Source organism: Streptomyces sp. NBC_00872 (assembly GCF_045161915.1).
In the GTDB taxonomy this organism is placed as follows: Bacteria; Actinomycetota; Actinomycetes; order Streptomycetales; family Streptomycetaceae; genus Streptomyces.
On record NZ_CP108806.1, the window covers coordinates 5,121,943 to 5,146,199 of the forward strand.

At 66.4% G+C, this 24,257-nt stretch carries 25 protein-coding genes and 1 pseudogene; 12 read left to right on the forward strand and 14 right to left on the reverse strand.

What is annotated here, in order from left to right; genetic code table 11:
- Positions 1-140: 140 nt before the first annotated feature.
- Together OG214_RS21955 and OG214_RS21960 are read right to left on the reverse strand one after the other, a co-directional pair.
- Positions 141-1,699 (reverse strand): annotated as a pseudogene (locus OG214_RS21955) (MFS transporter).
- Between the two features lie 168 nt (positions 1,700-1,867).
- Complete coding sequence (locus tag OG214_RS21960; RefSeq protein WP_405985698.1) at positions 1,868-2,809, reverse strand: MBL fold metallo-hydrolase; 942 nt, start codon at positions 2,807-2,809, stop codon at positions 1,868-1,870.
- Positions 2,810-2,910: 101 nt separating this feature from the next.
- Between OG214_RS21960 and OG214_RS21965 the strand changes: the two genes are divergently transcribed.
- The 4 genes from OG214_RS21965 to OG214_RS21980 all read left to right on the forward strand — a co-directional run bounded on the left by OG214_RS21965 (position 2,911) and on the right by OG214_RS21980 (position 8,633).
- Entirely contained in the window at positions 2,911-3,912 is a 1,002-nt protein-coding gene (locus OG214_RS21965; protein WP_363081267.1) for an AraC family transcriptional regulator, read from the forward strand.
- Positions 3,913-4,049: 137 nt separating this feature from the next.
- Positions 4,050-4,424 (forward strand): recombinase family protein, encoded by a 375-nt coding sequence (locus OG214_RS21970; protein ID WP_363081266.1) that lies wholly within the window; start codon positions 4,050-4,052, stop codon positions 4,422-4,424.
- 274 nt (positions 4,425-4,698) lie between these two features.
- Positions 4,699-8,289, forward strand: coding sequence for a DNA polymerase III subunit alpha (gene dnaE / locus OG214_RS21975; protein ID WP_363081265.1), 3,591 nt, complete (start codon positions 4,699-4,701; stop codon positions 8,287-8,289).
- On the forward strand, positions 8,286-8,633 hold the full coding sequence (locus OG214_RS21980; RefSeq protein ID WP_363081264.1) for a DUF6300 family protein: 348 nt from the start codon (positions 8,286-8,288) through the stop codon (positions 8,631-8,633). Before dnaE ends, OG214_RS21980 begins: the two co-directional genes overlap by 4 nt.
- Before the next feature lie 171 nt (positions 8,634-8,804).
- Here OG214_RS21980 and OG214_RS21985 read toward each other — a convergent pair whose 3' ends face one another.
- The 11 genes from OG214_RS21985 to OG214_RS22035 form a co-directional block, all read right to left on the reverse strand.
- Positions 8,805-9,026, reverse strand: coding sequence for a hypothetical protein (locus tag OG214_RS21985; protein ID WP_363080177.1), 222 nt, complete (start codon positions 9,024-9,026; stop codon positions 8,805-8,807).
- Positions 9,027-9,060: 34 nt separating this feature from the next.
- The gene (locus tag OG214_RS21990) at positions 9,061-9,441 is read right to left on the reverse strand and encodes a hypothetical protein (RefSeq protein ID WP_363080176.1); all 381 of its coding nucleotides are present in this window, start codon (positions 9,439-9,441) and stop codon (positions 9,061-9,063) included.
- Positions 9,442-9,638: 197 nt separating this feature from the next.
- Entirely contained in the window at positions 9,639-10,307 is a 669-nt protein-coding gene (locus OG214_RS21995) for a putative 2OG-Fe(II) oxygenase (protein WP_363080175.1), read from the reverse strand.
- Positions 10,304-10,990 carry an aKG-HExxH-type peptide beta-hydroxylase gene (locus tag OG214_RS22000; protein ID WP_405985699.1) on the reverse strand — a complete coding sequence of 229 codons (687 nt, stop codon included), beginning with the start codon at positions 10,988-10,990 and terminating at the stop codon, positions 10,304-10,306. The genes OG214_RS21995 and OG214_RS22000 overlap by 4 nt, the downstream gene beginning before the upstream one ends.
- A 62-nt stretch (positions 10,991-11,052) precedes the next feature.
- A complete protein-coding gene (locus OG214_RS22005) occupies positions 11,053-11,841 on the reverse strand; it encodes a hypothetical protein (RefSeq protein ID WP_363080173.1) in 789 nt (262 codons plus the stop codon).
- A 283-nt stretch (positions 11,842-12,124) separates the two neighbouring features.
- Positions 12,125-12,574 carry a DUF6082 family protein gene (locus tag OG214_RS22010; protein WP_363080172.1) on the reverse strand — a complete coding sequence of 150 codons (450 nt, stop codon included), beginning with the start codon at positions 12,572-12,574 and terminating at the stop codon, positions 12,125-12,127.
- Positions 12,575-12,683: 109 nt separating this feature from the next.
- The gene (locus tag OG214_RS22015) at positions 12,684-13,589 is read right to left on the reverse strand and encodes a Scr1 family TA system antitoxin-like transcriptional regulator (RefSeq protein WP_405985700.1); all 906 of its coding nucleotides are present in this window, start codon (positions 13,587-13,589) and stop codon (positions 12,684-12,686) included.
- A 225-nt stretch (positions 13,590-13,814) separates the two neighbouring features.
- On the reverse strand, positions 13,815-14,204 hold the full coding sequence (locus OG214_RS22020; protein WP_363080170.1) for a DUF6302 family protein: 390 nt from the start codon (positions 14,202-14,204) through the stop codon (positions 13,815-13,817).
- Positions 14,205-14,250: 46 nt separating this feature from the next.
- Complete coding sequence (locus tag OG214_RS22025) at positions 14,251-14,790, reverse strand: DUF6302 family protein (protein WP_405985701.1); 540 nt, start codon at positions 14,788-14,790, stop codon at positions 14,251-14,253.
- Positions 14,787-15,215 (reverse strand): DUF6415 family natural product biosynthesis protein, encoded by a 429-nt coding sequence (locus OG214_RS22030; protein ID WP_405985702.1) that lies wholly within the window; start codon positions 15,213-15,215, stop codon positions 14,787-14,789. The genes OG214_RS22025 and OG214_RS22030 overlap by 4 nt, the downstream gene beginning before the upstream one ends.
- Positions 15,216-15,507: 292 nt before the next feature.
- Entirely contained in the window at positions 15,508-16,005 is a 498-nt protein-coding gene (locus OG214_RS22035) for an ATP-binding protein (RefSeq protein ID WP_405985703.1), read from the reverse strand.
- Positions 16,006-16,261: 256 nt separating this feature from the next.
- Between OG214_RS22035 and OG214_RS22040 the strand changes: the two genes are divergently transcribed.
- Positions 16,262-17,137, forward strand: a complete 876-nt coding sequence (locus tag OG214_RS22040) for a helix-turn-helix domain-containing protein (protein ID WP_405985704.1) — start codon at positions 16,262-16,264, stop codon at positions 17,135-17,137.
- Positions 17,134-17,355 carry a DUF397 domain-containing protein gene (locus OG214_RS22045; RefSeq protein WP_363080166.1) on the forward strand — a complete coding sequence of 74 codons (222 nt, stop codon included), beginning with the start codon at positions 17,134-17,136 and terminating at the stop codon, positions 17,353-17,355. Before OG214_RS22040 ends, OG214_RS22045 begins: the two co-directional genes overlap by 4 nt.
- A 572-nt stretch (positions 17,356-17,927) precedes the next feature.
- Here the strand turns inward: OG214_RS22045 and OG214_RS22050 are convergent.
- Positions 17,928-18,926: a LuxR C-terminal-related transcriptional regulator gene (locus OG214_RS22050; protein ID WP_405985705.1), complete on the reverse strand. Its 999-nt coding sequence runs from the start codon at positions 18,924-18,926 to the stop codon at positions 17,928-17,930.
- Between the two features lie 1,257 nt (positions 18,927-20,183).
- Between OG214_RS22050 and OG214_RS22055 the strand changes: the two genes are divergently transcribed.
- The 6 genes from OG214_RS22055 (at position 20,184) to OG214_RS22080 (ending at position 24,233) form a co-directional block, all read left to right on the forward strand.
- Positions 20,184-20,516 (forward strand): transcriptional regulator, encoded by a 333-nt coding sequence (locus tag OG214_RS22055; protein ID WP_405985706.1) that lies wholly within the window; start codon positions 20,184-20,186, stop codon positions 20,514-20,516.
- Between the two features lies 1 nt (position 20,517).
- Positions 20,518-21,567 (forward strand): hypothetical protein, encoded by a 1,050-nt coding sequence (locus OG214_RS22060; RefSeq protein WP_405985707.1) that lies wholly within the window; start codon positions 20,518-20,520, stop codon positions 21,565-21,567.
- The gene (locus OG214_RS22065; protein WP_363080162.1) at positions 21,567-22,274 is read left to right on the forward strand and encodes an ATP-binding protein; all 708 of its coding nucleotides are present in this window, start codon (positions 21,567-21,569) and stop codon (positions 22,272-22,274) included. Before OG214_RS22060 ends, OG214_RS22065 begins: the two co-directional genes overlap by 1 nt.
- 119 nt (positions 22,275-22,393) lie before the next feature.
- Positions 22,394-22,960: a WhiB family transcriptional regulator gene (locus OG214_RS22070; protein ID WP_363080161.1), complete on the forward strand. Its 567-nt coding sequence runs from the start codon at positions 22,394-22,396 to the stop codon at positions 22,958-22,960.
- Entirely contained in the window at positions 22,957-23,904 is a 948-nt protein-coding gene (locus OG214_RS22075) for a DUF2637 domain-containing protein (protein ID WP_363080160.1), read from the forward strand. Before OG214_RS22070 ends, OG214_RS22075 begins: the two co-directional genes overlap by 4 nt.
- 104 nt (positions 23,905-24,008) lie before the next feature.
- A complete protein-coding gene (locus tag OG214_RS22080; RefSeq protein ID WP_363080159.1) occupies positions 24,009-24,233 on the forward strand; it encodes a hypothetical protein in 225 nt (74 codons plus the stop codon).
- The last annotated feature ends 24 nt before the right edge of the window (positions 24,234-24,257 follow it).

The following is a 24,257-nucleotide window of genomic DNA, read 5'->3' on the forward strand; positions in this document are numbered from 1 at the left end:
GACCAGAGTGGGGGTGTAGGTGGCCAGGCGCCCGGTCTCTTCCCGCTGCTGGAGCCAGCCTGGTCAGGAACCGAAAAGAACGCCGGGCCGCCGCCACCGTCCGCAGCCGGACGGTGAGAGTCTCCGAGGGTGGCGGCGGCCTAGTGGCCGCAGCGGTCGATCAGGGTGACCTTGGCGCGGGCGACCCGGGTGTCGGCGGCGTCCAGGACCCGGCCGCGGAAGCCCCGGAGGGGACCTTTTCGGCTGGCTCCAGTTTGGCATCCTCCTCGCCGCCGGCGCGGTGCTGTGGCCAGCCGGGCGGGCGGGCTCGGGGCAGGAAGAGGGCTATGAGCAGGCCGATCGCCATCGCGCCCGTCGCGATCAGGAAGGAAACGTGGAAGCCGTGCATGGTCGGGACGGTGACGCCGTTCACATGGTGCGCGGTGTTGGCGAGGACCATGCCGATGACGGCGCTGGAGACCGAGGAGCCGATCGAGCGCATCAGCGTGTTGAGACCGTTGGCCGAGCCTGTCTCCGAGGCGGGGACCGTGCCGACGATCAGGGCGGGGAGGGAGGAGTAGGCGAGGCCGATGCCCACGCCCAGGATTGCCGTGATGACGAGGCTCTGCCAGGGGGCGCTCATCAGGCCGAGGCCGGCGCCGTAGCCGATCGCGATGATCACCATGCCGAGGATCAGGGTGGCCTTGGGGCCGTGTTTCGCGGACAGCCGGGCGTAGACGGGGGCGGTGAGCATCATGGTCAGGCCGAGCGGCGCCATGCACAGGCCCGCAACCACCATTGACTGGCCGAGGCCGTAGCCGGTTGCCTTCGGCATCTGGAGCAGTTGGGGAAGGACCAGCGAGACGACTAGAAACGAGGCGCCGACCATGATCGAGGCAAGGTTGGTAAAGAGCACCGCGGGGCGGGTTGTGGTGTGCAGGTCCACCAGCGGTGCCTTGAGACGCAGTTCCATCACGCCCCACAGGACGAGCACGACCGCCGCCGCGGCGAACAGTCCGAGGGTGGTGCCGGAGGTCCAGCCCCAGTCGCTGCCCTTGGTGACCGGCAGCAGGAAGAGGACGAGACCGGCGGACAGCCCGATCGCGCCGAGGACGTCGAAGGTGCCGTGCGCGCGGGTCGGGGACTCGGGGACGACGAGGAGGGTGAGGGCGATGCACAGGACGCCGAGGCCGGCGGCGCCGTAGAAGAGGGCGTGCCAGTCGGTGTGCTGGGCGACCAGGGCCGCGGCGGGCAGGGCGAGGCTGCCGCCGACGCCCATGGAGGAGCTCATCAGGGCCATCGCCGAGCCGAGCTTCTCGCGGGGGAGTATGTCGCGCGTCAGGCCGATGCCGAGGGGTATCGCGCTCATCGCGAAGCCCTGGAGGGTTCGGCCTGCGATCATCGTGAGTAGGTCGCTGGTGAGGGCGCTGACGAGCGCGCCGACGACCATCACCGCGAGGCTGAGGATCAGCATGCGGCGCTTGCCGTGGAGGTCGCCGAGGCGGCCCGTGATCGGCGTGGCGACGGCGCCGGAGAGCAGGGTCGAGGTGATGACCCAGGTCGCGTTGCCCGGCTCGGTGCCTAGCAGTTGCGGCAGTTCTTTGATCACCGGGACGAGCAGGGTCTGCATCACCGAGACCACGATGCCCATGAAGGCGAGCACCGGGACGAGGGCTCCGCTCGCTCTGGCTGCGGGCCGGTCGGTCGACGTGTGCGTCATGAGGGACGGCCTCCAGGCCGGGGGCGGGTGGTTCCGTGCGGGATACCGGATCCACCCGGCTCGGCCCGTGGACTCCCACAGGCTGAGCCAGGTGGCGACGGTCGCGCCGTCCGCCGAGGCGTTGAGGGCCTCGCGCTCGCGGGCGGTGAGCGGGGGTGGGGCCAAGGCTCACTCAGAGGCGGATGGCCTCTTCTTCGGGCCGGCTGTTGCCCATGGGCCGAGGGCGAATCCATCACTGTTCCGTCGGACTTCCAGGGCGCCGGCACCACCGAAGTGTGCGGGGACGAGCAGCTCCCGTTCATCAGCCGCCCGCCCGAGAATCCGACGGCGACTGGCCACCGCTTGTTCCGGGGCCAGGCAGGCGTTGCTGTTGCAGCAGGGATCGAGAATCTGCACCGGGCTGTGCAGCAGATCTCCGACGAAGACCGCCCGGTCGCTCCCGGATGCGAGTCGCAGCACGGACGAGCCGGGAGTGTGGCCGGGTGCGGACTCCAGGGCGAGGTGTTCGTCGATGTGGTGGATGCCGTCCCACAGCACGGCCTGCCCGGACTGATGGATGGGCCTGATGCTGTCTTCGTAGATCAGGCGGTCGGCCTCCTGCGCGCCGTTCCCGTACGCGTTGTCCGGACCGTAATGGAAGTCGTCAGCGGCCGGAATGAGGTATTGGGCGTTGGGGAACGTCGGTACCCACCGCCCGTCCGCGTCGACGGTGTTCCAGCCGACGTGATCGACGTGGAGGTGAGTGTTGACGACGACATCTACATCCTGCGGGCGAACACCGGCCCTCGCCAGGAGGCCGAGGAAATCACTCCGGGAGTGGTGGAACGGTCCCATGCCGGGTCGTTCGCGCCCGTTGCCCGCTCCGGTGTCGACCAGGACGGTCCGCCCACCGCTGCGCAGCACCCAGCTCTGCAGAGCAAGCACCGCCAAGTCGCTGTCCGGCTCCCAGTGGTCCGGTGCCAGCCAGTCTTCGTTGTCCTTCCATACATCGGCACCAGCTCCCGGGAACATGCCGGAGGTGGGCAGGAATGGTTCGTGCCACTCAACGACCCGGATGACCTCGACATCCCCCAGCACTATGCTCTGCACACGCTCGTTCTCGTTCGTCATGTGATCGACCTTAGGAAAGATCGAACGAGCCCCTCAATGCGCATTCAGCTCAATAAAATACGAATCCGTCTCACCCTTCATGCGGGAGATATTCTGTGTGGATGGATGTGGTGAGTGACGCGATCTCTGCCGTGCACCTCGGGCACCCGTGGTTCCACCGGGTGCGGACGAGCGGGAGCTGGTGCGCGCGGCTGGACCCGTACGACGGCGCGGGCTTCCACGTCGTTCTGAAGGGCAACTGCTGGCTACTGACCGACGGTGGCGCCCCGATATCCCTCGGCGTGGGTGACGCGGTGCTGCTGCCTCATGGCACCGGCCATGTGATCGCCGATTCTCCCGTCGATGCGGCGGTCGCGGCGCAGAAGGCAGTGCCGTTCGAGCAATGGCTTGCGGAGACAGGGCCGCGAGCCCGGCTCGACCGCGACGGGACGGAGATGCTCTGCGGCAAGTACTGGCTCGACTGCAGCCGCATGCACCCGCTCATGGCAGAGCTGCCCGAGGTCGTCCACCTTCCCAGCCGAGTAGGCAGCCACCTCGAACTCCGCGCCGCGATCGACCTGCTCGCCGGTGAGCTGGACGAGGTGCGGCCCGGCTCCTGCGTGGCGCTCCCGAACCTGCTCGACCTCCTCCTCGTCTACATGATCCGCTCATGGATGACCGAGACCACCAGCGGAGCCTGGCCCGGCGCACTGGGCGACCCGGTGACGGCCGCCGCCCTGCGGGCGATGCACTCGAAACCGGCCGCGCAGTGGAGCAACGACCGCCTGGCCGCAGAGGCGGGCGTCTCCCGTCCCACCCTGGCGCGCCGGTTCACCACCCTGGTCGGCCGCCCTCCGATGGCGTACCTCACCTGGTGGCGCGTGATCCTTGCCGCCACCCTGCTCCGCGACACCAAGGAAACACTGGCCACCATCGCCGGCCGAGTCGGCTACGGCAGCCCGTACGCACTCTCCCACGCCTTCGAGAGGGAGTTCGGCACTACACCGGGGCGGTATCGAGCGCAGGCCACGGGTCGATCCGCTTCCGCCGCAAACCCTCAACTAACGTCAAAACAAGCTGACATCGGAGACTCGGTCAGGTGGCGGCTCCCACAGTCGTCGTGAATCGGCATCCGTAGTCGCGTGCACAGTCACTCGTTCGAACCACCGCTTCCCACGCCTGTCCGCAGTCGAGATTCGGCAGGTGCGCGAAGGCAGCTCCCCAACTCGCGTGCACGGCCCGAAACGCCATCGGCCCTCTCGTGGTCGACACCGGTAAGCTGCTGTTCGGCTTCTTCGCCGCGATGGCGGAGACGGAGCGGGAGAACATCCGGGAGTCGACGCTGGAGGGGCTGGAGACTGCGGCCCGCCAGGGCAAGTACGGCGGCCGGCCCCCGGTCATCACCGACGACATGCTGCACACCGTGCTGCGGCGCAAGGCGCTCGGCGAGTCCGTCGAGCAGATCCAGCCCGCCCTAATCATCCCCACCGGCAAGCGCAAGGGACGGAACCCGTCCGTTGCCAGCATCTACCGGGCGCTCGCCGAGCACGAGAAGACCCAGGCGTACCCGGAGGCAGTCGAGACGGCACACGCCGACTTCGCTGCCCTTCAGCAGCGCGACCGCAACCTCGCGTAGTCACTCAGCGCTACATGTCCGTTCGCCGTAGCTATACGAGAACAGGGCCTTGACCTGTGGTTTCGAGTCTGGGACGGCAGGAGACGGATGTCTGCGCCCGACGGCACGTCGGTCTCGGTGCGAGCTGGAGAGTCGGAACTTTCCGTGATGTTCCGAGGTCATCGACTGTGCCCCAGTTTCGATCTTGGGTGAGGCGGGTGGGACCCGGCGTTCGACTGAGCCGTCAGGGATAGGCTGGGCGCTTCCCACGACTCGCCTCGGAGGTGCCTTCCCGGTGGCTGACAGTTTTGTTCACCTGCATAACCACACCGAATACTCGATGCTTGACGGTGCGCAGAGGCTTGCGCCGATGTTCGCTGAGGTCGCGCGTCAGGAGATGCCGGCGATCGCCATGAGCGACCACGGCAACATGTTCGGTGCGTACGAGTTCCAGCAGGTGGCCAAGAAGTTCGACGGTGTGAAGCCGATCATCGGGATCGAGGCGTACGTCGCGCCGTCCTCGCGACGCAATCGCAAGCAGGAGTTTTGGGGGCCCGGCGGCGTGCGGGCCATGTCGGATGACGGTGAGGGCTCGAAGGACGTCTCCGGTGGCGGCCGTTTCACCCATATGACGATGTGGGCACAGAACGTCGAAGGGCTGCGGAACCTCTTCTACATGTCCACCGAGGCGTCGTACACGGGGCAGTTCCCGGCGGGCAAGCCGCGCATGGACATGGAGCTGATCTCCGAGCACGCCAAAGGGATCATCGCGACGACCGGCTGTCCATCGGGTGCGATCCAGACCCGGCTGCGTCTGAACCAGTACGACGAGGCCAGAGAGGTCGCAGGGACCTACCAGGAGATCTTCGGCAAGGAGAATTACTTCCTGGAACTGATGGACCACGGCCTGGACCTGGAGCGCAATGTCCGCGGTGGCCTGCTGCGGCTGGCGAAGGATCTCGGTATCCCGCTTCTGGCCACGAACGACGCGCACTATGTGCTCGAAGAGCACGCGGATGCGCACGACAACCTGCTGTGCATCGGCGTGGGCAAGAACAAGGACGACCCGAACCGCTTCCGGTTCAACGGCAGCGGCTACTACCTCAAGACCGCTGCCCAGATGCGGGAACTGTTCTCCGAGCTGCCGGAGGCGTGCGACAACACGCTGCTGATCGCCGAGCGTATCGAGTCGTACGAAGAGGTCTTCAAACACGAAGACGAGATGCCGCAGTACCCGGACGTGCCTGAGGGAGAGACCCAGGAGTCCTGGCTGCGCAAGGACGTCCTCAAGGGACTGGAGATGCGGTACGGCTCTCCGATCCCTGAGCATGTACTGGAGCGGTTCGAGACCGAGATGACGGTCATCGGCCCGATGGGCTTCAGCTCTTACTTCCTCGTCGTCGCCGATATCTGTCGGCACGCACGCGAGAACAAGATCCCCGTCGGCCCCGGCCGTGGCTCGGCGACCGGTTCGATCGTTGCCTACGCCACGCGCATCACCGAGCTGTGCCCGCTTGAGCACGGCCTCCTCTTCGAACGGTTCCTGAACCCCGAGCGCATCAACCCCCCCGACGTCGACCTCGACTTCGACGACCGCCAGCGCGACGCCATGGTGCGTTACGTCGTGGAGAAGTACGGCGACGAGTACACCGCCATGGTGAACACGTTCGGCAAGCTCAAGGCCAAGAACGCGATGAAGGACACGTCGCGGCTTCTCGGCTACCCCTTCTCGCACGGTGAGCGGATCACGAAGGCGCTGCCCGGCGATGTGATGGGCAAGAGCATCCCGATCAGCGGGATCTTCGACGAGAACCATCCCCGTTACGGGGAGGCCGGCGAGATCCGGGCCCTGTACGAGAACGAGCCGGACGTCAAGAAGGTCATTGACGGGGCGAAGGGTGTCGAGGGCCTGATCCGCAACACCGGCGTGCACGCCGCTGCGGTCATCCTGTCGAAGACGAAGCTCACTGACCGGATCCCGCTCCATATGCGCGCCAAGGACGGCGTCAAGATCACCGGTTTCGACTACCCCAGTTGTGAGGACATGGGGCTGGTCAAGATGGACTTCCTGGGGCTGCGGAACCTGGGCGTCATCGACCAGGCGATCCAGAACGTCCGCGAGAACCGCGGGATCAACATCACGACAGACGCCGTCCCGCAGGACGGTTCCCAACCCATCCCGCTGGACGATGCCACCACCTTCCAGTTGCTGGCGCGCGGTGACACCTTCGGGGTGTTCCAGCTTGACGGCGGCGGTATGCGCACCCTGCTGAAGCTGATGGAACCGACCCGGTTCGAGGACATCGCGGCGGCGCTCGCCCTGTACCGGCCTGGCCCGATGGCCGCCAACGCGCACACCAACTACGCGCACCGGAAGACCGGCCGTCAGGCCATCGAGCCCATCCACCCGGAACTCGAATCGGCGCTGGAACCGATCCTCGGCACGACATTTCACCTGCTGGTCTACCAAGAGCAGATCATGGCCATCGCCCGGGAACTGGCCGGCTACAGCCTCGGTGGCGCAGACCTGCTCCGCCGCGCCATGGGCAAGAAGAAGCCCGAGGTCCTGGCCGCCGAGTGGGAGAAGTTCCACGGCGGAATGAAGGACAACGGCTACTCCGAGGAATCCATCAAGGCCCTGTGGGACGTCATGCTCCCCTTCTCCGGCTACGCGTTCAACAAGTCACACACAGCCGGATACGGGCTCGTCTCCTACTGGACCGCGTACCTGAAGGCCAATTTCCCTGCCGAGTACATGGCCGCGCTGCTCACCTCGGTGGGTGACGACAAGGACAAGGCGGCCGTCTATCTGGCCGATGCCCGCAAGCTGGGTGTCCAGGTGCTCCAGCCGGATATCAACGAGTCCGTGGCCGACTTCACCGCTATCGGTGACGACGTACGGTTCGGTCTGCGATCGGTGCGCAACGTCGGCGAAGGCGTGATCGAGTCCCTGGTCGCCTCGCGCAAGTCCAAGGGCAAGTACTCGTCCTTCCCGGACTTCCTCGATAAAGCCGACATCGCTGCTCTGAACAAGCGGGCCGTGGAGTCCCTGATCAAGGCCGGGGCCTTCGACTCACTTCAGCACAGCCGCAAAGGCTTGTCCGCCGCGCATGAGGAGGCCATCGACGCGATCATTCCCGTGAAGAAGGCTGCCTCGTTCGGTCAGGACGACCTGTTCGCGGGACTCGGCGGGGACAGCAACGACGCGCCGGCATTCGGTCTCGACTTCGCCATCGGTGAGGACGAGTGGCCCCGCAAGCAACTCCTGGCTACAGAACGCGAAATGCTCGGGCTCTACGTTTCGGCGCATCCGCTGGACGGGACCGAGCACATCCTCTCCCGCCACCGGGATACCACCATCAGCGAACTCCTCGGCTCGGGCCGAATGGAAGGCACCGTCAAACTGTCCGGCCTCATCACCGATGTTGAGCGTCGTATGACCAAACAGGGCAATGCCTGGGCCATCATCAATCTCGCGGACCGGGACGGCGCGATGGAGATCCTGTTCTTCCCGGCCGTGTACAACCTCGTCCAGCACGCTCTTATCGCGGACAGCGTGGTCAGCGTTGAGGGAAGGCTCAACGAGAGGGACGGGGTCGTCAACATCTACGGCCAGGAGATTCAGGTCCTGGACGTGACCTCCGCCGAACACGGTGGCCGGCCGCCCGTGCAGCTTTCCTTCCTCGCACACAAGATCAATCCGCCTGCGGTGACCGAACTGAAGCGCATTCTTTCAGCCCACAAGGGCGAGAGCCCCGTACGGCTGCGTGTCCAGACACCCGTCAAAACCGTCGTGTATGAGCTGGGCTTCCTCGTCGACCCGACCTCGGTTGCTTCCGACATCAAGGGCACCTTCGGGCCGGACGCGTGGATGGGAGTGGCGTGAGCGATCAGGAAGAGATCGTTCTCCAGCTCGACGACCCGCCCACTTGTTCGCTGTGCGGTGGCGAGACGCTGCTCCGGGCGAGTTTCCCGCACTCCTGGAAGAACGCCCGCGGTGAGGATGTGGACGGTATCCGTGAGGCGGTGCTCTGCCCGGCATGCGACCACGGCGAGCCGACCGCCGATGAACTCCTCGCCCTGTTCGCCGTGGACAACCAGATCGGTTTCTCCAACGTAGAGGTCTTCGGAGCGCTCGTCGCCGCATGGGTGGAGTTCGTACGGCACCGCGAAGTCAATATGGCCCAGTTGGATGAGGAACAAGAGCGCTGGCGGCGCGGAGATCTGTGAACCTAGGCGCGCGCCGACGGGCCTGGACCCGTCGGCGCGCGTTAAGTGGTGACGGTGTCTGCTGTCCCTGCTTCATTGCTATCGCAGTCAGCCGGGATCGAGTGGAGGAGGTGCCCCGGCAGGCCGCAGCCCGCCGGGGCGCGAGGAGTTACTGACCTCCCCGCTGTGGGGTCAGGCGACTGCGGGCTTCAGGCTGACCGTGGTCTCCGGTCGCAGGGCGGCGTTGTCCTGGACGGCGCCGCAGTTGTTGGCGCCGGCGCCGACGATGCCGATGACGGCCAGTTCGGTGTAGGCGTCGACGTCGTCGGCGGTCACGCCGAGGCCGGTGGCGTCGAGGCTCAGCGGTTTCGGCTCCACGGTCTCCGGAGCGGTGGCGGTGGTGGTCTGGCTCATGCCGGTTCTCCTTCTCGTGCGACTGATGTGTGGTTCAGGTGGTCACGTGTGCGATCACCACGACGGCTGTCTGGCCGTCTTCCAGCGGTCGTACCGTGCTGGTGAGCCAGCCCGGTACGACCGCCAGCAGCCCGGGGACGGGGCGGAACGTGAACTCCCGTCCCCAGGGCAACCCAGGCATCGCGGTCCCCTCGCTCCCCGCACGGGGGTCGAGGACGGCCACGGACCCGGAGTCCTTGTGGCGCGGTGTCGTCGCGCTGATGAAGCACCAGCCGATCAGGTCCTCGGGCGAGGACTGTTGTGGCACCTCGTATCCGGTGCGCCACACTTCGGCGGTCAGGTGGATGCTCGATGTGCTCGGTGCGAGGGCGAAAGCGGCGAGCCCACCGTCGCGCCCGTACTCCTGAAGGCTCATCACCGCGTCCAGGAACTGGATTCGGAGTGCCTCGGGCTCTGCGAGGAGCCCATCGAGGGAGACGATTTCGCGCTCTGCCCCTTCGGCGGGGCTGATTGCAGGGTCGCGGACTATACCTCGCAGATCAATCGTGCGGACTGCGCAGGCGGTTTCCCAAAGGCGGGTGACCGTCTTCGGGCCGGGTGTGATGAGGGTGCTCACGACAGGGCCTCCGTCGTCTTGAGGCCGGCATTCCACGCGATGCAGATACGGGTGCCGTCCCCGTGAAGGGTGGCCTTCACCGAGTGGGGAAGCCATGAGGGGAAGCCGACGAGGATGCCGGGCCGGGGCTGGACGGCGTAGACGCCGGGGCTGGCCTGACGGGCGACTGCGGCGGGACGCGGATCGAGGAGCTGGAGGAGACCCGCTTCGGGACCGACACCGCCGGTCTCGATGTAGTAGGTGCCGGAGAACACCGAGTCGTGATGGGTGTGCTGCCGATGGCTGCCGCCCTCGTGGTACACGACAGCCCAGCCCTCCGCCACGATCTCCGACTTCTCGAAGACGGTGGCAGCCAGGTCCTCCTTGTCCGAGAGGCAGTCACGGGTGAGGTCGCGGATCGCGGAGAGGATGCGGCCCCGCAGCCAGTCCACAGCGGGGTGGTTCCAGCGCAGGATGTCGAGGCTGGACTTCTGCGCCCCGATCACTCCGAAGGTGTACTCCGTCTGATTCTTCTCCGCGTCGAGGATCAGGGTGCGCAACTGGTTGTTCATCTCAGTGATGGTCTCGGGTCCCAGACCGGGCCCGTCCATGGCCGCTAGATCCGCCTGATAGAACGGCGTGGGCCAGGTAAGGAACGTCGTCGCCTTCGGGGCAACATTCGTCATAGAGCCTCCTGAAGATGGCGGGCGACAGCGCTCCCGGTGTCTGTCAGTTCGCTGTCCAGGCCGTCGAGCAAGGTGATGCAGCCGCGGCCGTATTCGGCGAAGAACGCGATGCGCTCGGTAGCCCCCGTGCCGTTCGGTCCAGCTGCGCGGTACATGCGGACAGTCGCGGCAGCGACGTGCGCGGCGCCGATGATCTCGCGGGGAGCACGGTTGGGCGTGCCGGACGGCAGCGCGACGCGGCGCGCATCCGGCAGGTCCAGCGGCCACAGCTCCTCGATGAGATACAGCCACTGGTGGCACTGCTCGTGCAGCAGAAGTTCAGCCAGGGCCTGCTGGCTGTCGAACGCAGCGTCTGAGAGGAGGATGTGCTGCGGCCACAGGTAGGTGGACGCGGACAAAGACCGGTCGGAGACTTCAAGCAGCCGGTAGGTCACTGGAAGACTGAGCAGAGGCCGCCACGCTGGCACCAGGCCGGCCAACTGCGCTGCGGCCTTAAGGATGCTGCGGGTTCGGACTGGGGTGATGGGCCGCGAGGGGACTGGGGAAGCCTGGGGCCGGGTCCTCACGGCGACTTCGGGCGTGAGCCAGCCGGTGAAGTCATCCGCTGCCGGAAGACCGGTGAGGTTCATCTCCTGCCCGTGCTGCTGGCGTACGGCGATGACCGCGGCTGCAAGCTGCGCCACGGCGAAGTCGTCGTGAACGAAAGGAACCCTATGAAGGAGTTCGAGTCGCGCGGTCCGGCCGGTCACGCGGAAGCCCCGTTCGGTACGGGGCCGCGCCGGAGATCGCCCTCATGGATGTCCCAGGGCGGCATCATCACATTCGGACGAACCGGCACTCGGTGAAACATCTGCGAGCGGGCCATTGCCGTCGGTGCCAGGGATCTCGCCACATATCCAGTGCCGGAGCGGCGCCCGGTTTGGAGACAGGGCAGCGGGTAGCCGGCATACGGGTTGCCGACGAACAACTCGTCGATATCCGGGAGGGCTTGAGCGATCAGCTCCGGCCCGCAGTCCACACCGTCGTAGTGGTCGTAACCGAATGACGGATGCCCGATGTTGAAGTCGTCCACGGCAACAATGCCCGTGCCGACAGCAATCAGTTCATCCTGGAGCGGCCACCGAGTGTTCCAATGCGCGTCCAGGTAGACGAGAGGCCGTTCCAGACCTGCGAGGAGCGTCGGCATGAGGTCACCCGAATCACCCTGGTAGACCTCTACGTTGTCCCGGCGGCGCAGCCTCTGGCGAGTGAAGCCGGCACTGCGCGGATCGATGTCACAGGTACGCACCGGGAGGTCCGCGTACATGCGAGACAGGTAGTCGGTGGTGTCGCCCAGAAAGCAGCCAGTCTCCACGACACCATCGCACGCGTAGGCGCCGATCAAGAAGTCGACTTGAAGGGCGGTGGTGATGTCGAAGCCGAAGGGGCCGCCTCCGTCGCTCAGCCTCTCCTGTCCGACCCGCGGGACGGTGTAGAAGCTGCGCAGCAGCGTGTGCGGGTTCTCCCGATCAGTGTCGATGGTGGGCAATGCCATCGTTCCTCCAGCGGTGAGCGGAGCATGACGTAAGTGCGCAATGGTCTGTGCGGCCAGTGCGCGCGGCCAAGGCAACTTCAGGCCGCTGTTTCTTCGATGTGAGAGAAGTCGGGCCGAGATCCGGCTGTGCTTCTTGCCGATGACCCGATCGCCGACAACGGGCCGACAGTTGAGCGGCCCGGCCGCTTGCCCCACTCAGGGCGCGGCCGGGGCGCCGCCTCCTCTGCCGAGGGCCTCCGCGCACGGGCGCATCGGTTCACACGACCGGAAGGGGACCCCTGTCCTAGGCGGCGACAGGCTCCGTGTCGTCGGTGATGGCGCCGTACTCCTCGTCGAGGACCGAGTTGAACGTGTGGTCGGTGCGGTCCATCGCTTCGTCCTTGCGGAAGCCGCCGAACTTCTTCCAGTACGTCCGGGCGACTTCGCGTTCCATCAGCCAGCGCGCCTGGACCCGCAGCGCATGCCTGTCGAGCAGGCCTGCGCGGAACTTCACGGACAGGAAGGAGATCAGCCGGTTGGCGTGCAGCAGGTTCGTATGCTCCTGGGTCGGCGGCTCTCCGCCGGGGGACATCCAGGCCGCTTGCAACTCGGGGTTCGTGGCCTCCTCGGAGATCCACGCCTGGTGCATCTCCTCTGCGTGCAGAGCGAGCCGCCGACGGTTCTGCCTCTCGGACTGCACGAGCCTTACGACTCCGACCGCAGCAGCGACGAGAACAGCATGCGAGGTCTTCATCCCAGTTTTCCTTTCGTAGTGGTGTGCAGTGTTTTCCGGCTCCGGACGCGCGCCTGAGCGGACAGGAGATAGAAGTCGAGGAGCGAGCTTCCAGGAGCTGGCGTCTCCATTACAGAAAAATTCTGTTCTGTTGTCCGATGTGCTCGAATTTATGCAGGAGGACGGGGCTCGGATTGTGCGTGCGCCTGCTTTTCAGGTCGTAATACTCGGCCATGGACTCGATCAGGTCCAAGGAGTCGGGCGGTGACAGTGAACTCGCCCCAATAAGGCTGTATGCGAATTGATATTGCGCCACTGTTTCCGGATCGTCAACCAGCCGGCCGGACGCGAAGCATTTCAGATAGGCGAGTGTCGGTGCATCCGAGAAGGTCATCAGTTTCAGTGCACCTTCAATTGCCGGGTGTCCGCCGGCAGCCAACGGCAGTACCTGTGCGATGATTCGGCGCCGACGCATCAGCGTGGCGATCTGACGCAGTGCATCGGCCATCACCGCAGGGCCGCCGATCATCCGCTGTAGGACAGCCTCGTCAAGTACCGTCCACACTGCGGGCCCTGTTGCGTCTTGGAGCATCTTTATGCGTTCGAGCAGTGGCGTGAGCAGGTCTTTGATCGCGTCCTCGGCTGCTGTTGGGAGGCCGGAATGGAGGACCGCTTGCGCGTACGCCTTTGTCCGCAATATTCCCGGTATGACCTGCGGGGCATACTCTTGGATGCGTATCGCGGTCCGTTCGGCCTTGGCTGCTTCAACGCTTTGGTCCGGCTGTCGTAGTTTTTTCAGCGCGTCACAGTGCCGGAAGAAAAACCCTCCGGTGTCGAAGATCTCATCAATCCTGAGCGCGATTTCGGGCCGTATCTTGCGCGTACCCGCCTCCAGCATTCCGATGAACGCGCCAGTAAGTGAAAGCTGTTTCCCCACCTCGCCCTGCGACATTCCTTCCTTTTCGCGATGGTACTTGAGTTCTGCGCCGAGCAAGGCATGGACTGACGGTGACGTGTCCACCGGCTTTGGCTGCATGGGAATCCTCGTGGTTGGGGTATCCCTCCCGAAGGTGCTCGCTGCAATTCCTGCCGCTCGGCAGGTTGCGTTGGCTCACACCTAAGGGAGGGAGAGGGCTGGCCGCGGTGCCGGCCAGACCAGTCACTACCCCTATGGGGGTGGACGTGACAGCAAACAGGAGGGTCAGCAGATGCGTCTTGTCCGCTGCAATCAGTCCTGCGGTGGACGAGACATCTGCTATCCTTACAGGTCCTTCAGGGCTTGCTGTTCGTATCGGACGATCGCCTCGTCGGAATAGCCAAGGTGTTTCCAACGAGTCACGGCGTCACCGCGGGGAAAGTCATCTCCCCAGACGACCGTTCGACGCGCGCCATGAGCGGTTACGGTCCCGCGCAACCGTACGGAGGGGAATCCCTGCCTGCCGGCCAGCGCGGCCAGCGTCGCCTTCGCCTCGGTATCGTTCGCGACGGTGAGAAATCCTGCCCGGCGCGAGCCGCCGACCGGCACGGCGAGCCGGTACCGCATCTTGCCGTCCGCCTCACCCACGGGCACGGCGAACGCCAAGTCCAGGAGCGCAGGGTCGGCAAGCTTTTCACGCATCGACGCGCGGTCAGTTTCCACGGTGTGCTTCATGAATCCTCCTGTCTGAGGTCAGTTCCGGTCGGAGCCGGACAAGCGGCTATGTGGTCAACCGGGCCGACGCGGGGCGCATCACCGCGTCGGCCCGGAGCGGTGCGCCGCTCGGCGGGTCAGGTTGTGAGGCAGCAGGTGGAGGCGGCAGCGAGAATCGACCAGCCGCAATGGCATCCGCGGAATAGCCGTAAAACCGCGCTCGCGCAGACGGATCGCCGTCCGGCGCTGGGTCGCCCCACTCCACGACCCAGCACGGGCCGGGAGGCTTGGGCCCGGAAGCCTGCCGAATCCGAAGTCCGGGAAAGTCCGGGCGACCCAGCTCCACCAGTACGTCACACACGGCCTCGGCGACGAGCTGCTGCTCGGTGATCACGTAGCCGCCGCGTCGAGAAGTACCCCGGCGGCGCCCGCCGACCGGCACCACCAGGAGCGGGGCCCGGTGAACCTGGATCGCGACACCGGCTGCCGCAAGACGCGGATCTGCCAACCGGTCGCGGACGAACTCGTAGTCGTACGCCTCCCACGGGGGCATCACGTGCACATGCAATGCGCCGACGAGGGGAGGTGTCCTGGTGGCTGTCGTCATGCGCCGGCCCTAATGTGTTTGATCGCGGACAGTCGCTCCAGCAGTTCGTTGGTGACCCACCCCAGTTGGCGGAGGTGTCCGACCGCCTGCCAGTAGTCGCAGGGGAGTGCTTCGGGCAGGCTGTGAGCCCGCTCGATCAGCGCCTGTACGTTCTCGTCCTTCTCGTCCGCGTGGCCGGCCAGGGCGATAGTGACGAACCGCATGAGGCTGCCGCGTAGTCGCTCGGCGAGTTCCTCGACCTCGCTTGCCTTGGGCGCGTGATTGTCTAGGACGGCGGCGAGGTCCTCGAAGACCGCGTCCCAATCGAGCGGTTCCCAGTTCCGAACCCTGGTCAGGAACTGCCGCAGAGCTTCCGCGTTCAGCGGGGGCGTCCACCGTTCAACTTCGCGCGGCCTAATCTCCCCGGCGCGGTGCACAGCGATCACCGTGGCACTCATTACTGGCTCTCAGCCGTAGTGGTGGAGATCGTCTCTTCCTCGGGGAGCGGGATTAGGTCGCAGGCACGAGCTTCCCACTCGTAGTCGCTGCCCAAGGGCCGCAGGTACAGCGACTGCTTCCCGCGAAGAGCTTCGGGGCCCTCGAAAATTCCGTGCAGAATTTGGGCCCGGAGCGGCCGGGATCGGAGTGCGTCAAGAACACGCTCAATAGTCGGCACGCCAACATCGGCACCCTTTGAGAATCGCATCACCAGAGGGATCAAAGGCACGGGTGCAGAAATCACAGCTTCGACTCCGCATTGCTCGTACGAATGACACACCAGGTGCAGGTGCCGTCTTCACTCACGCCCCAGGCGTCGGCAATCTCGGCGACAATATGGATGCCGCGACCGCTCTCCTCTAATAGGAGTACTTGGCGGGCAATCGGATGACAGGACGAGCCATCAGTCACCTCAATCCCGATGGTTTCCTTGGTCCGGAGGATTCGGACGCCGATCTCGTTGCCCTCTCCATGCTGGAAGGCATTGGTGACCAGCTCGGTGAGTAACAAGTCCGCGATGCCCACAAAGTCGCTCAGACCCCAACGGCGGAGATGCGCGCGGCCAAGGAGCCGCAGTCGGCCGGGCCACGGTTTGTCCCTCTCGGCCAACTTCTGCCCCGGTTGGGTGGCGCGCTCAACGTTGAGTTCCACGCCACTGAGAATCGTGCCGGACAGGACCGACGCACCGCCGCTGAAGCTCCGCGTCGTACTGACAACTTGGCTTGTCGCAGTGGTCATGCCCAGTCCTCCGTATCTCATGACGGATGTGCCGGCGCGTCCGCCCTTAGCTGAGCGTGAAGGATCGATCACCAAGAACCGGCGGTCGGTTGCAAGCTCAGGCCATGAAGAATGCCCTCTTGGAAGTCCAACTGGCAACCTTGCAACCGAGATTTGCATGACCATCGACCATCGTTCTATCGACTGTGCAACCGTGAGGGTGTCAAACTGCACCTGGGCCCTCACTTCGCGCACCTTGGAGGGGTATTAAGCACCCATGCCAAACGTTCGAGCAGTACCAACTCTCCGCAGACGTAGGCTCGGTGACGCCCTACGCCAGTACCGCACTGCAGCAGGCGTGAGCCAGGAAGCTGCTGGCGAGGCGATGGGCTGGGCCGAGAGCAAGATGTCTCGGATTGAAAACGCAAAGGCACGTATGCCTCCGGGAGATGTCGCCAGACTCCTGGTCAGGTATGGAGTCACGGACTCCACCGTCGTCGCGGCACTAGAAAATCTTGCTCGGGACGCTGGCAAGCAGGGCTGGTGGCAGACGTACGGCGATGTCGTGGCCCAGATCTACAAGGACTACCTCACCCTGGAGTCCGACGCCGAGAGCACACACATCTACACCCCGAACCTGATCCCTGGCCTGCTCCAGACTGGTGCGTATGCGCGCGAGATCATCGCCGCGACCGCCATCACCCGCACCCCGGAGGAAGTGAACGCTCTCGCCGAGGTTCGCAGGACCCGTCAGGCCATCCTCACCACCAGGTCTGGCGGAAGCCCTCTGAAGCTCTGGGCTCTCATCCACGAGGCTGCGCTCCATCAGCGCTTCGCGGCACAGCCGTTCCTGATGCGTGAGCAGCTTCGGCACCTGCTGGACATGGCCGACCTGCCCAACATCACCATCCAAGTGATGCCGCTGATCGCCACCCCGCACCCCGGGATGCTGGGCCTCTTCGAGATCGTGCGTTTTCCGGCTCCCTGGCCAACCGTGGTCAACCTCGAAAATCTGCGGGGCGGCCAGTTCGTGGAGGGCACCGACGACGTGAAGGTATTTGAGGCCGCCTTCGAGCGGGTGGTCGCTGCGGCGCTCTCCGTGGACGACTCACGAGAGATCATCAAGCACATCATGGAAAGGAACGGGACGTGAATCCCACCCGCAAGGACGACCTGAACGACATCGACTTGTATGGCGCCACCTGGCACAAATCGTCCTTCAGCAACGGCGGCGAGAATTGCGTGGAGTTCACAGGGGTCTCTGGCGGAGTCGCGCTGCGCGACTCCAAGAGACTGGACCTCCCAGTGCTGCGCTACACCGCCGAAGAGTGGAGCGCCTTCCGCAACTGCATAATCGAAGGAACGATCTGAGCATTTGATCAGGCGGCCCGTGACCTCGATGATGCGTCAGCTTTACTCGATGGTCAGCTCGTCGCCGCCGTCCTTAACGGTCGTGGGCGCTGATCCAAACCCAGCGACGGATCAGCACCCCGCTGGCCGGGCGCTATTTATGGGAGCATCATCCGAGGACACGTGGGGCCCCGGCATCGCCGGGGCCCCACTTACTATCCCCGGCCCCGGGGCAAGTGAGTGCTGTGCTCACAATTACCGGCCGTTGGTTCTTCGACCTGGTCCATCCCCCGGGCAGGGGATGCGGCGGTCAGCGTGTGCTGCGGCGTGTGTAGGGCATCTGCTTCGGGCTCTCCTCGTCTGATGTGGCCGACCAGAGGGTGAGGCGGAACCGGTCGCTGGCTTCGGTCCCGGGTGCGGGTGCTCATCGGCTCAAGCCGACTGTGTTGGGGCTCCTTGAAATCAGTGAGCCCTATCAACCGGCCGCTTCTGCGAGGCAAAGACGCCCTGCGCTCTTGGCACCGCCCGTGGGGGGCGGCTCAGGTGGTTGCAGGGGCGAGGGCGGGGGCCTGCCGGCCGGGTGCCGCTCGCTGCTACTCGGGGAGATCGGGCTCACCTTGTCCGGGGTCTTGTGCCCGTTCGGCTGCGGAGGCATCGGACAGCCACCAAGCGCCGAGTGCCATCTGGCTCTTGATCACAAGCACTGAGTAGATCCTCTTCAGGTCGGCGTGAACCGTGGAGAGGCTCACGTCCAGCTCCTTTGCGATGCTCTTCAGCGGTACGCCCTCGACCATCCGGTCGAGCATGCGCCGGGTTCGCGGGGTGGTGACTCCCGCAGGCACGGCGGGGGCTTCACCCATCCAGGGCGTCGCGTTCTCCCACTGCTGGTGAAAGACACGCACAAGGAACGCGACCAAGGAGGGGTGCGTGATCTTGATGCCTGGTTTCTTGTCGGGATCGCCCGCGTGGTCGGATATGAAGGCTACGCGGTCATCGACAATGATCATGCGTTCAAACGGGAGTAGTGCCGTGCGTACCTGCCCGCCGGCAGCGGAAAACTTTGCGGCGTAGGCCCGTTCTTCGGCGCGTAGGCGGGCGCTTTCCAGATAGATGGTCTGGCGTTCGATTCCGCGTTCCAGCGACTCCAGATCATGAACTATGGAGCGTTCGAGGATTTCTTGACGGCGGGTCAGCGGATGAGCCGCGCGGACGATGGTCGTTGCTCCGTCCAGGGCTTTCGTGGTCTGCACGGTCACATCCTGGTGAACGGACATCACCTCGAACCCGCCGCCCGCCGCGGAGGGCAGTGTCTCGAACTCGCGCACCAGATGAGCCATCTGGCCGGCGCGGCGCAGCGCATCTATGACGTCGTCGTAGGCGCGCTCGGTGTAGGTCAACTCCGCGTGCCGGAAGTCACTCGCGGTGTAGACCCCGAGAATGGCGTTCTTGTGTGCCAGGCCGAGTCCAACCAACTCGTCCATGCCCGGCTCGGGCAAGGGCACCCGTTCGCCGCTGACCAGCCGGAGCAGGAGAGCCCGCGCGACATGACTCAGCGCCGGGTTAGGTCTCTTATCTGGCTGTATGTCCGCCATAACCTTATTGTCTCTGGAAAATTTCCAGATGCAAGATTGTGTGGCGATGGAACGCTTGAGCGAAGGCTTTGGGCCATGCAGTCTGGTGAAAATCAGCCGGTCTCCGGATGGTGGACGCTTGCGGACTTGTGGGTCCGGTGAGCAGCGCGAACCTCGGAGCCCCCGGGTGAAGGCCGACATGAGTGGTCCACGCCATGCGGACGACTCCCTGTATCAAGCGAGGGAAGATGATCAAGCGTTCACTCACGCTCTTTGCAGTCGCCATAGCCGGTACTGCCCTGGTGGTTCTGGGCGGCGCGGCATCAGCACAGGCAGATTCCGCCCAGGACCGGCCCGCCGACGTCGCGACCGTCCTTCCGACGCCCGCGCAAGAGGCCGTTCTCGGCGACATTGAATGGGGATAGGCGCCAAGCGGTAGAGGGGTCGGCGGCGGGCGCGCTCCACCGGTTCGCCGCCCTCCCTGAGCACACAGCGAGGGGGAGCGGGAGCGTGAGACCGATCGGGGTATCCAGGCAATTTCTGGAACTTGACTCAGCACCCGCATGCGTTTCTGGTGGCGGTCAGGTGCCTTGCCTGTCGGACGTACCAGGAATGCTGTGTGGGCGGGAGATGGGCCCGGAAAGTAGCGACGGCGTCAGAGCGCTGCACATCGCAGGCGTCGAACAGCGCATGGCGTTCCCTCCCGGGCAAGGGCGGGAAACCGTCTGCCGACATCGCTTCCCTTTTCGGGGGACACGCTGGAGCGGCGTCGCTTTGAAGGACTTTTGCATGTCGACTGTCCCGCGCGAAGGGCCGAACGTCCCGACTTGCGTGGCCGTGTGTATGCCTTGCGCCCCGTGCGTACACCCGCATGCCCGCCGTGGCCATTTTCGCCCGTTGGACCGCCCCCGTCTCGGTAAGCCGTGCTTGCCGGTGATCCGCTCTGTTCCTGCGGCATCCAACCGGTAATCGGGAACGGGGTGGATCTTCGCGGGGGGTGTGCATATGGTGCTGGTCGCTCGCCGGACAGCCCGCCGCAGCTCTGACCGAACGACGAGGGGGAGACCGGGATGAACGCCTTACCGCCTCCCGCGGCTGCCAGTCGCGGGAGCAGCACTGCGCCAGGTCGGGGCTGAAATGAGACCGGCGCCCGGGAGCTACCAACTCCTGGGCGCCGGGCCGATGCCCCAAGGGAACACCGATTCACAACTCACGCGGGCGGCTGGACTTTTCCACGAGGACAGCCGCATCGCGCTCCTACAAATCACGGAGTATTGCATGTCCGTCATACCGAGCGGAACCCCGGCCTGCCCGGACAGCACCGACCGTCGGCGCCGCCTCGCCCTTCAGCTCGCGGATATGATCCCGGGCGCGGCCACCGTCCGCGTGAGTCTGCGGGACCCTGGGGTGGTCTGGCCTCATCCGCACGCCCGGGTCTGGGACGCGGAGGGGCGGCCGATCGAACTCAGTCGCACGAGGGCGACGGTCGCGGCGCGCTGGATTGTGCGGGTGTGGCCGGATGCCGACTGGACCCGGCCCCACACCCTCGACCTCGCCTCGGCGGTCCTCACCCGCAGCGATTCCGCCGCCGCTTCTCGTCGGGGGCGCTGAGATGGCGCGGATACGGACGATCAAGCCGGAGGCGTTCTTCTCCGAGTCGCTCGCCGAGGTGAGCGTCGAGGCGGAGCGCACCTTCTTCGGCCTGCTCACCCAGGCTGATGACCACGGCCGTCACCGGGACAACGCGGCGATCATCGCCGGGCTGCTCTGGCCGCTTCGCGCCGAGCACACCTCGGTGCACGTCGAGGACGACCTCCAGCAGCTCGCCAACGCGGGACTGGTCTGCCGCTACACCGGCTGCGACGGCCGCCGCTACCTCCACGTCGTGACCTGGTCCGAGCACCAGAAGATCGACAAGCCCAGCCAGTCCCGGCTGCCCTCGTGCCCGCAGCACCAGGCGGAGGACCGGTGCGGCCCCTGCAAGGGCACCTGCGCCAAGCACACGGCGGCGTCGCCCACGGCTTCCCGTGGGCTCGGCGAGACCTCGCTCATCTCTACCCGAGGGCTCCCCGAGGCTTCGCCGAACACTCCCCGAGCCCTCGATCTGCCCGCGCGGCCCGCACCGACGCCTCCCGCCCCCCGAGGCGGGGCCACGGTTGCCCAATGGGGCGCCGCCGCCGGACCTGTCGGCACCCCCGGCCACAGTGGCGAGAAAACCGCAGGTCAGACGGCATTCGATGAGCCCTCCCCGAAGGTTCCCCGAGACGTCGGGGAGGCCTCGGCGCCTGGATCTAGGATCTTGGATCCTGGATCTTCTTTGCCTACGGGGCGCACAGCGCCCGACGCCACCGTCTCTGCGAAGGAACTGGTCGGCGAGTACATCGCCGCGTGTCAGGAGCGCCCTCCGGGTGACGTGATCGGGCACCTCGGGCGGATCGCCAAGAAGCTCCTCGGCGAGGGCATCGCCCCGGAGCACATCCGTGCCGGACTGAAGCGTTTCGCGGAGATCCAGGGCCACCCGTCTCGCCTGCCGAGCCTGGTCAACGACGCCATGAACGCCCCCGCCGCTGGTTTTGCGCGGCCGGGATCGCGGTCTACCGTGCCCGCTCACCAGGCATGGACCAACCCGGTCGACGCCGCCGCCTACGCCGAGGAGCTGTGATGCGCACCCGTACCCGTGACCCGCAGACCCTCGGCGCCGGAGGCTCCCTGGACCGGATGGCCCGCATCCTGGCCTCCCGGAACATCACCCCCGCAGCCGTCGCCGCCCTGCCCGACGAGGCCGAGCCGTTCTCTGCACTCGATGCCCTGTCGGCGGGGATGCCCCCGCGCTACCGGGGTGCGGTGGCCGACCACCCCCAGGTCCTGAACTGGGTCCGCGACGTCGCCCGGCAGGCCGTCGCCCCGAGCCTGGGCGCGCGGCGTCAGGTCGCCACGGGGCCGAGCCTGCTGATGGCCGGGGTGGTCGGTTCGGGCAAGACCCACCAGGCGTACGGGGCGGTCCGCGCGCTCGCCGGGGCCGGCATCGGGGTGCGGTGGCGCGCGGTCACCGCCGCGGACCTGTACGCGGAACTTCGCCCCCGGCCCGGGGTGGACAGTGAGCGGGAGCTGGCGGTTGTCAGCCGGTGCTCGCTGCTTGTCCTCGACGACCTCGGCGCGGCCAAGGCCAGCGACTGGACCGAGGAGATCACCTACCGGCTGGTCAACCGCCGGTACAACCACATGCTCCCCACGCTGATCACCACCAACCTGCGCATCGGGGACCTGCGCGCCTACCTCGGCGACCGGGTCGCCTCCCGGCTCGCGCAGATGACTGCCCGGGTCGAGTTCGAGCGGCTCGACCGCAGACGCCTCCACGCCGCCGCCTGACCTCAGCAGGCCGCCGCCGCGCCTGCCCCGTGCGCCCTCGGCGCACCCCGAGTACCTCCCGACCCATGCACTCCTCCGCCGACGCCCCTGCGCGCGGAGAGAGATCGGAGCAACCCCGCATGAGCACCACGACGAACGGCCCGGTCCGCCACCGCTCGCTCGGCGACCAGACCTGGCAGGACCAGGCCGTCTGCCAGAGCACGGAGTACCACCTGGTGGACCCGGAGATCTTCTTCCCCGAGCCGGACGAGATGGACCGCATCCGCGCCGCGAAGACGCTGTGCCGCCAGTGCCCGGTCCAGCGCACCTGCCTGGACGCCGCCCTGGAGAACAACGATGCCCACGGCATCCGGGGCGGTATGACCGAGGAGGAGCGCGCGTCCCTGCACGCGGAACTCGCCGCCCGCCTCGACTACAGCCGGGTCAACGCCACCCTCGCCGGACGCGACATCCACCTCACCCACGCCGAACGCCGGGCGGTCATCCACGCCGCCTACCGACACGGCATCACCGAACAGCACCTCGCCCGGCTCCTGAAGGTCACCGAGGAATACGCCAAGAAGCAGTACCGCGAGCTCCGCCGCGCCCTGCGCAACCGCGAGGTGGAGCAGAGCCGGGAGAGCGCCCCGCCGCCCGAGGCCGACGGCAAGCGCCCCAGTCGGGACGACTTCGGGACGGCGGCGTGAGCAGCGCGGCAGTGCCGATACCGGCGCACATCACCGGCTGGGACCGTGCCGCCATCGTGGCCCTGGGCGCGGCGGGCTGTGCCCTGTCGTACGACGCCCTCCAGCAGATGGCCGTCGCCATCCACGTCCGGGGCCCGCTGACCTACCTCTTCCCCCTGGTGATCGACGGGTTCATCGCCTACGGCGTACGAGCCCTGCTCGTCCTGCGCAACGCCCCGTTGCGGGCCCGCGCGTACGTATGGTTCCTGTTCGGCACGGCCACCACCGCCAGCATCTGGGCCAACGCCCTCCACGCGGTCCGCCTCAACCAGCAGACGGCCTTCGCCAACGCGCTCCGCCTCGGCGACACGGTGGTCGCCGTGCTGTCCACCCTTGCGCCACTGGCTCTGGCCGGAGCTGTCCACCTCTACATCCTCATCGCCCGGGGACCGGTCAAGGACAGTGACCGGAGTGACCGCCCTGACCGAGGTCATCGCGGTCACTCTGGTCAGGCCGAGCGCGTCGCGGTCACTCGGACACAGGTCGGGGACAGCGCCCCGGCGGACAGCACACGACTGGACACCGGTCCCCACGGCCAGGGGCTCAAAGCCGCTGGCCTGGTCGGACAGCCGGATACCTTCTCGCCGGTCGGTGACCGGCCGACCAGCACCGAGCCGGTCACCGGTCAGCGGGACAGCCTCCCGCCGGTCGCTGACCGGCCGGTCACTCCACCGCCGCTCACTGACCGGGACGCCCCGATCGCCGGTGACCGACGGCCTGACCCGGATACCGAGGAACTGCTGGAGATCGCCCGGTCGGCGGTCAGAGCCGAGGACAAGCTGACCCGGAAGGTGGTCGCCCAGGCGATTCGGGGTCAGCGGATCCCGCTGTCCAGCGACACGCTGACCGCCCTGATGGTCCAGCTCCGCGAGCAGTACGGACAGCCGGTCACCTCCCGGGACTGACCGGACACCACGGGGGCGGGTGACCGAGCCGGACCCTTTCGGCCGGTCACCCGCCACCGGACACGCGCCCCACGACCTCCTGAAGCGAACCGGAGAGCACCGCCATGCGCACGACCCCCGCCACAGCGGCCGAGGTGGACACTTGGCTGACCGTCCTGCATCAGCGCGGCCACCTCCACCGCGCCGACCCCGGCCCCGACAACACCTGGACCGTGCAACGCCATTCACACAGCGGCTCGTGGACCCTGCACCACCCGGTTCTGGCCATGGACTGGATCGAGGACATCCTGCGCGACGTCCACCAGCAGGACGCGGAGACGAGCTGGTGAGCGCCAACGACCCGGCGGCCACTG

Bases quoted from the DNA above. Each gene is read 5' to 3' on its own strand.
- OG214_RS21960 (WP_405985698.1), bottom strand. From the start codon at position 2,809: ATGACGAACGAGAACGAGCGTGTGCAGAGCATAGTGCTGGGGGATGTC.
- OG214_RS21965 (WP_363081267.1), top strand. From the start codon at position 2,911: ATGGATGTGGTGAGTGACGCGATCTCTGCCGTGCACCTCGGGCACCCG.
- OG214_RS21985 (WP_363080177.1), bottom strand. From the start codon at position 9,026: ATGAGCCAGACCACCACCGCCACCGCTCCGGAGACCGTGGAGCCGAAA.
- OG214_RS21990 (WP_363080176.1), bottom strand. From the start codon at position 9,441: ATGAGCCTTCAGGAGTACGGGCGCGACGGTGGGCTCGCCGCTTTCGCC.
- OG214_RS21995 (WP_363080175.1), bottom strand. From the start codon at position 10,307: ATGACGAATGTTGCCCCGAAGGCGACGACGTTCCTTACCTGGCCCACG.
- OG214_RS22005 (WP_363080173.1), bottom strand. From the start codon at position 11,841: ATGGCATTGCCCACCATCGACACTGATCGGGAGAACCCGCACACGCTG.
- OG214_RS22010 (WP_363080172.1), bottom strand. From the start codon at position 12,574: ATGAAGACCTCGCATGCTGTTCTCGTCGCTGCTGCGGTCGGAGTCGTA.
- OG214_RS22015 (WP_405985700.1), bottom strand. From the start codon at position 13,589: ATGCAGCCAAAGCCGGTGGACACGTCACCGTCAGTCCATGCCTTGCTC.
- OG214_RS22020 (WP_363080170.1), bottom strand. From the start codon at position 14,204: ATGAAGCACACCGTGGAAACTGACCGCGCGTCGATGCGTGAAAAGCTT.
- OG214_RS22025 (WP_405985701.1), bottom strand. From the start codon at position 14,790: ATGACGACAGCCACCAGGACACCTCCCCTCGTCGGCGCATTGCATGTG.
- OG214_RS22035 (WP_405985703.1), bottom strand. From the start codon at position 16,005: ATGACCACTGCGACAAGCCAAGTTGTCAGTACGACGCGGAGCTTCAGC.
- OG214_RS22040 (WP_405985704.1), top strand. From the start codon at position 16,262: ATGCCAAACGTTCGAGCAGTACCAACTCTCCGCAGACGTAGGCTCGGT.
- OG214_RS22050 (WP_405985705.1), bottom strand. From the start codon at position 18,926: ATGGCGGACATACAGCCAGATAAGAGACCTAACCCGGCGCTGAGTCAT.
- OG214_RS22055 (WP_405985706.1), top strand. From the start codon at position 20,184: ATGTCCGTCATACCGAGCGGAACCCCGGCCTGCCCGGACAGCACCGAC.
- OG214_RS22060 (WP_405985707.1), top strand. From the start codon at position 20,518: ATGGCGCGGATACGGACGATCAAGCCGGAGGCGTTCTTCTCCGAGTCG.
- OG214_RS22065 (WP_363080162.1), top strand. From the start codon at position 21,567: ATGCGCACCCGTACCCGTGACCCGCAGACCCTCGGCGCCGGAGGCTCC.
- OG214_RS22070 (WP_363080161.1), top strand. From the start codon at position 22,394: ATGAGCACCACGACGAACGGCCCGGTCCGCCACCGCTCGCTCGGCGAC.
- OG214_RS22080 (WP_363080159.1), top strand. From the start codon at position 24,009: ATGCGCACGACCCCCGCCACAGCGGCCGAGGTGGACACTTGGCTGACC.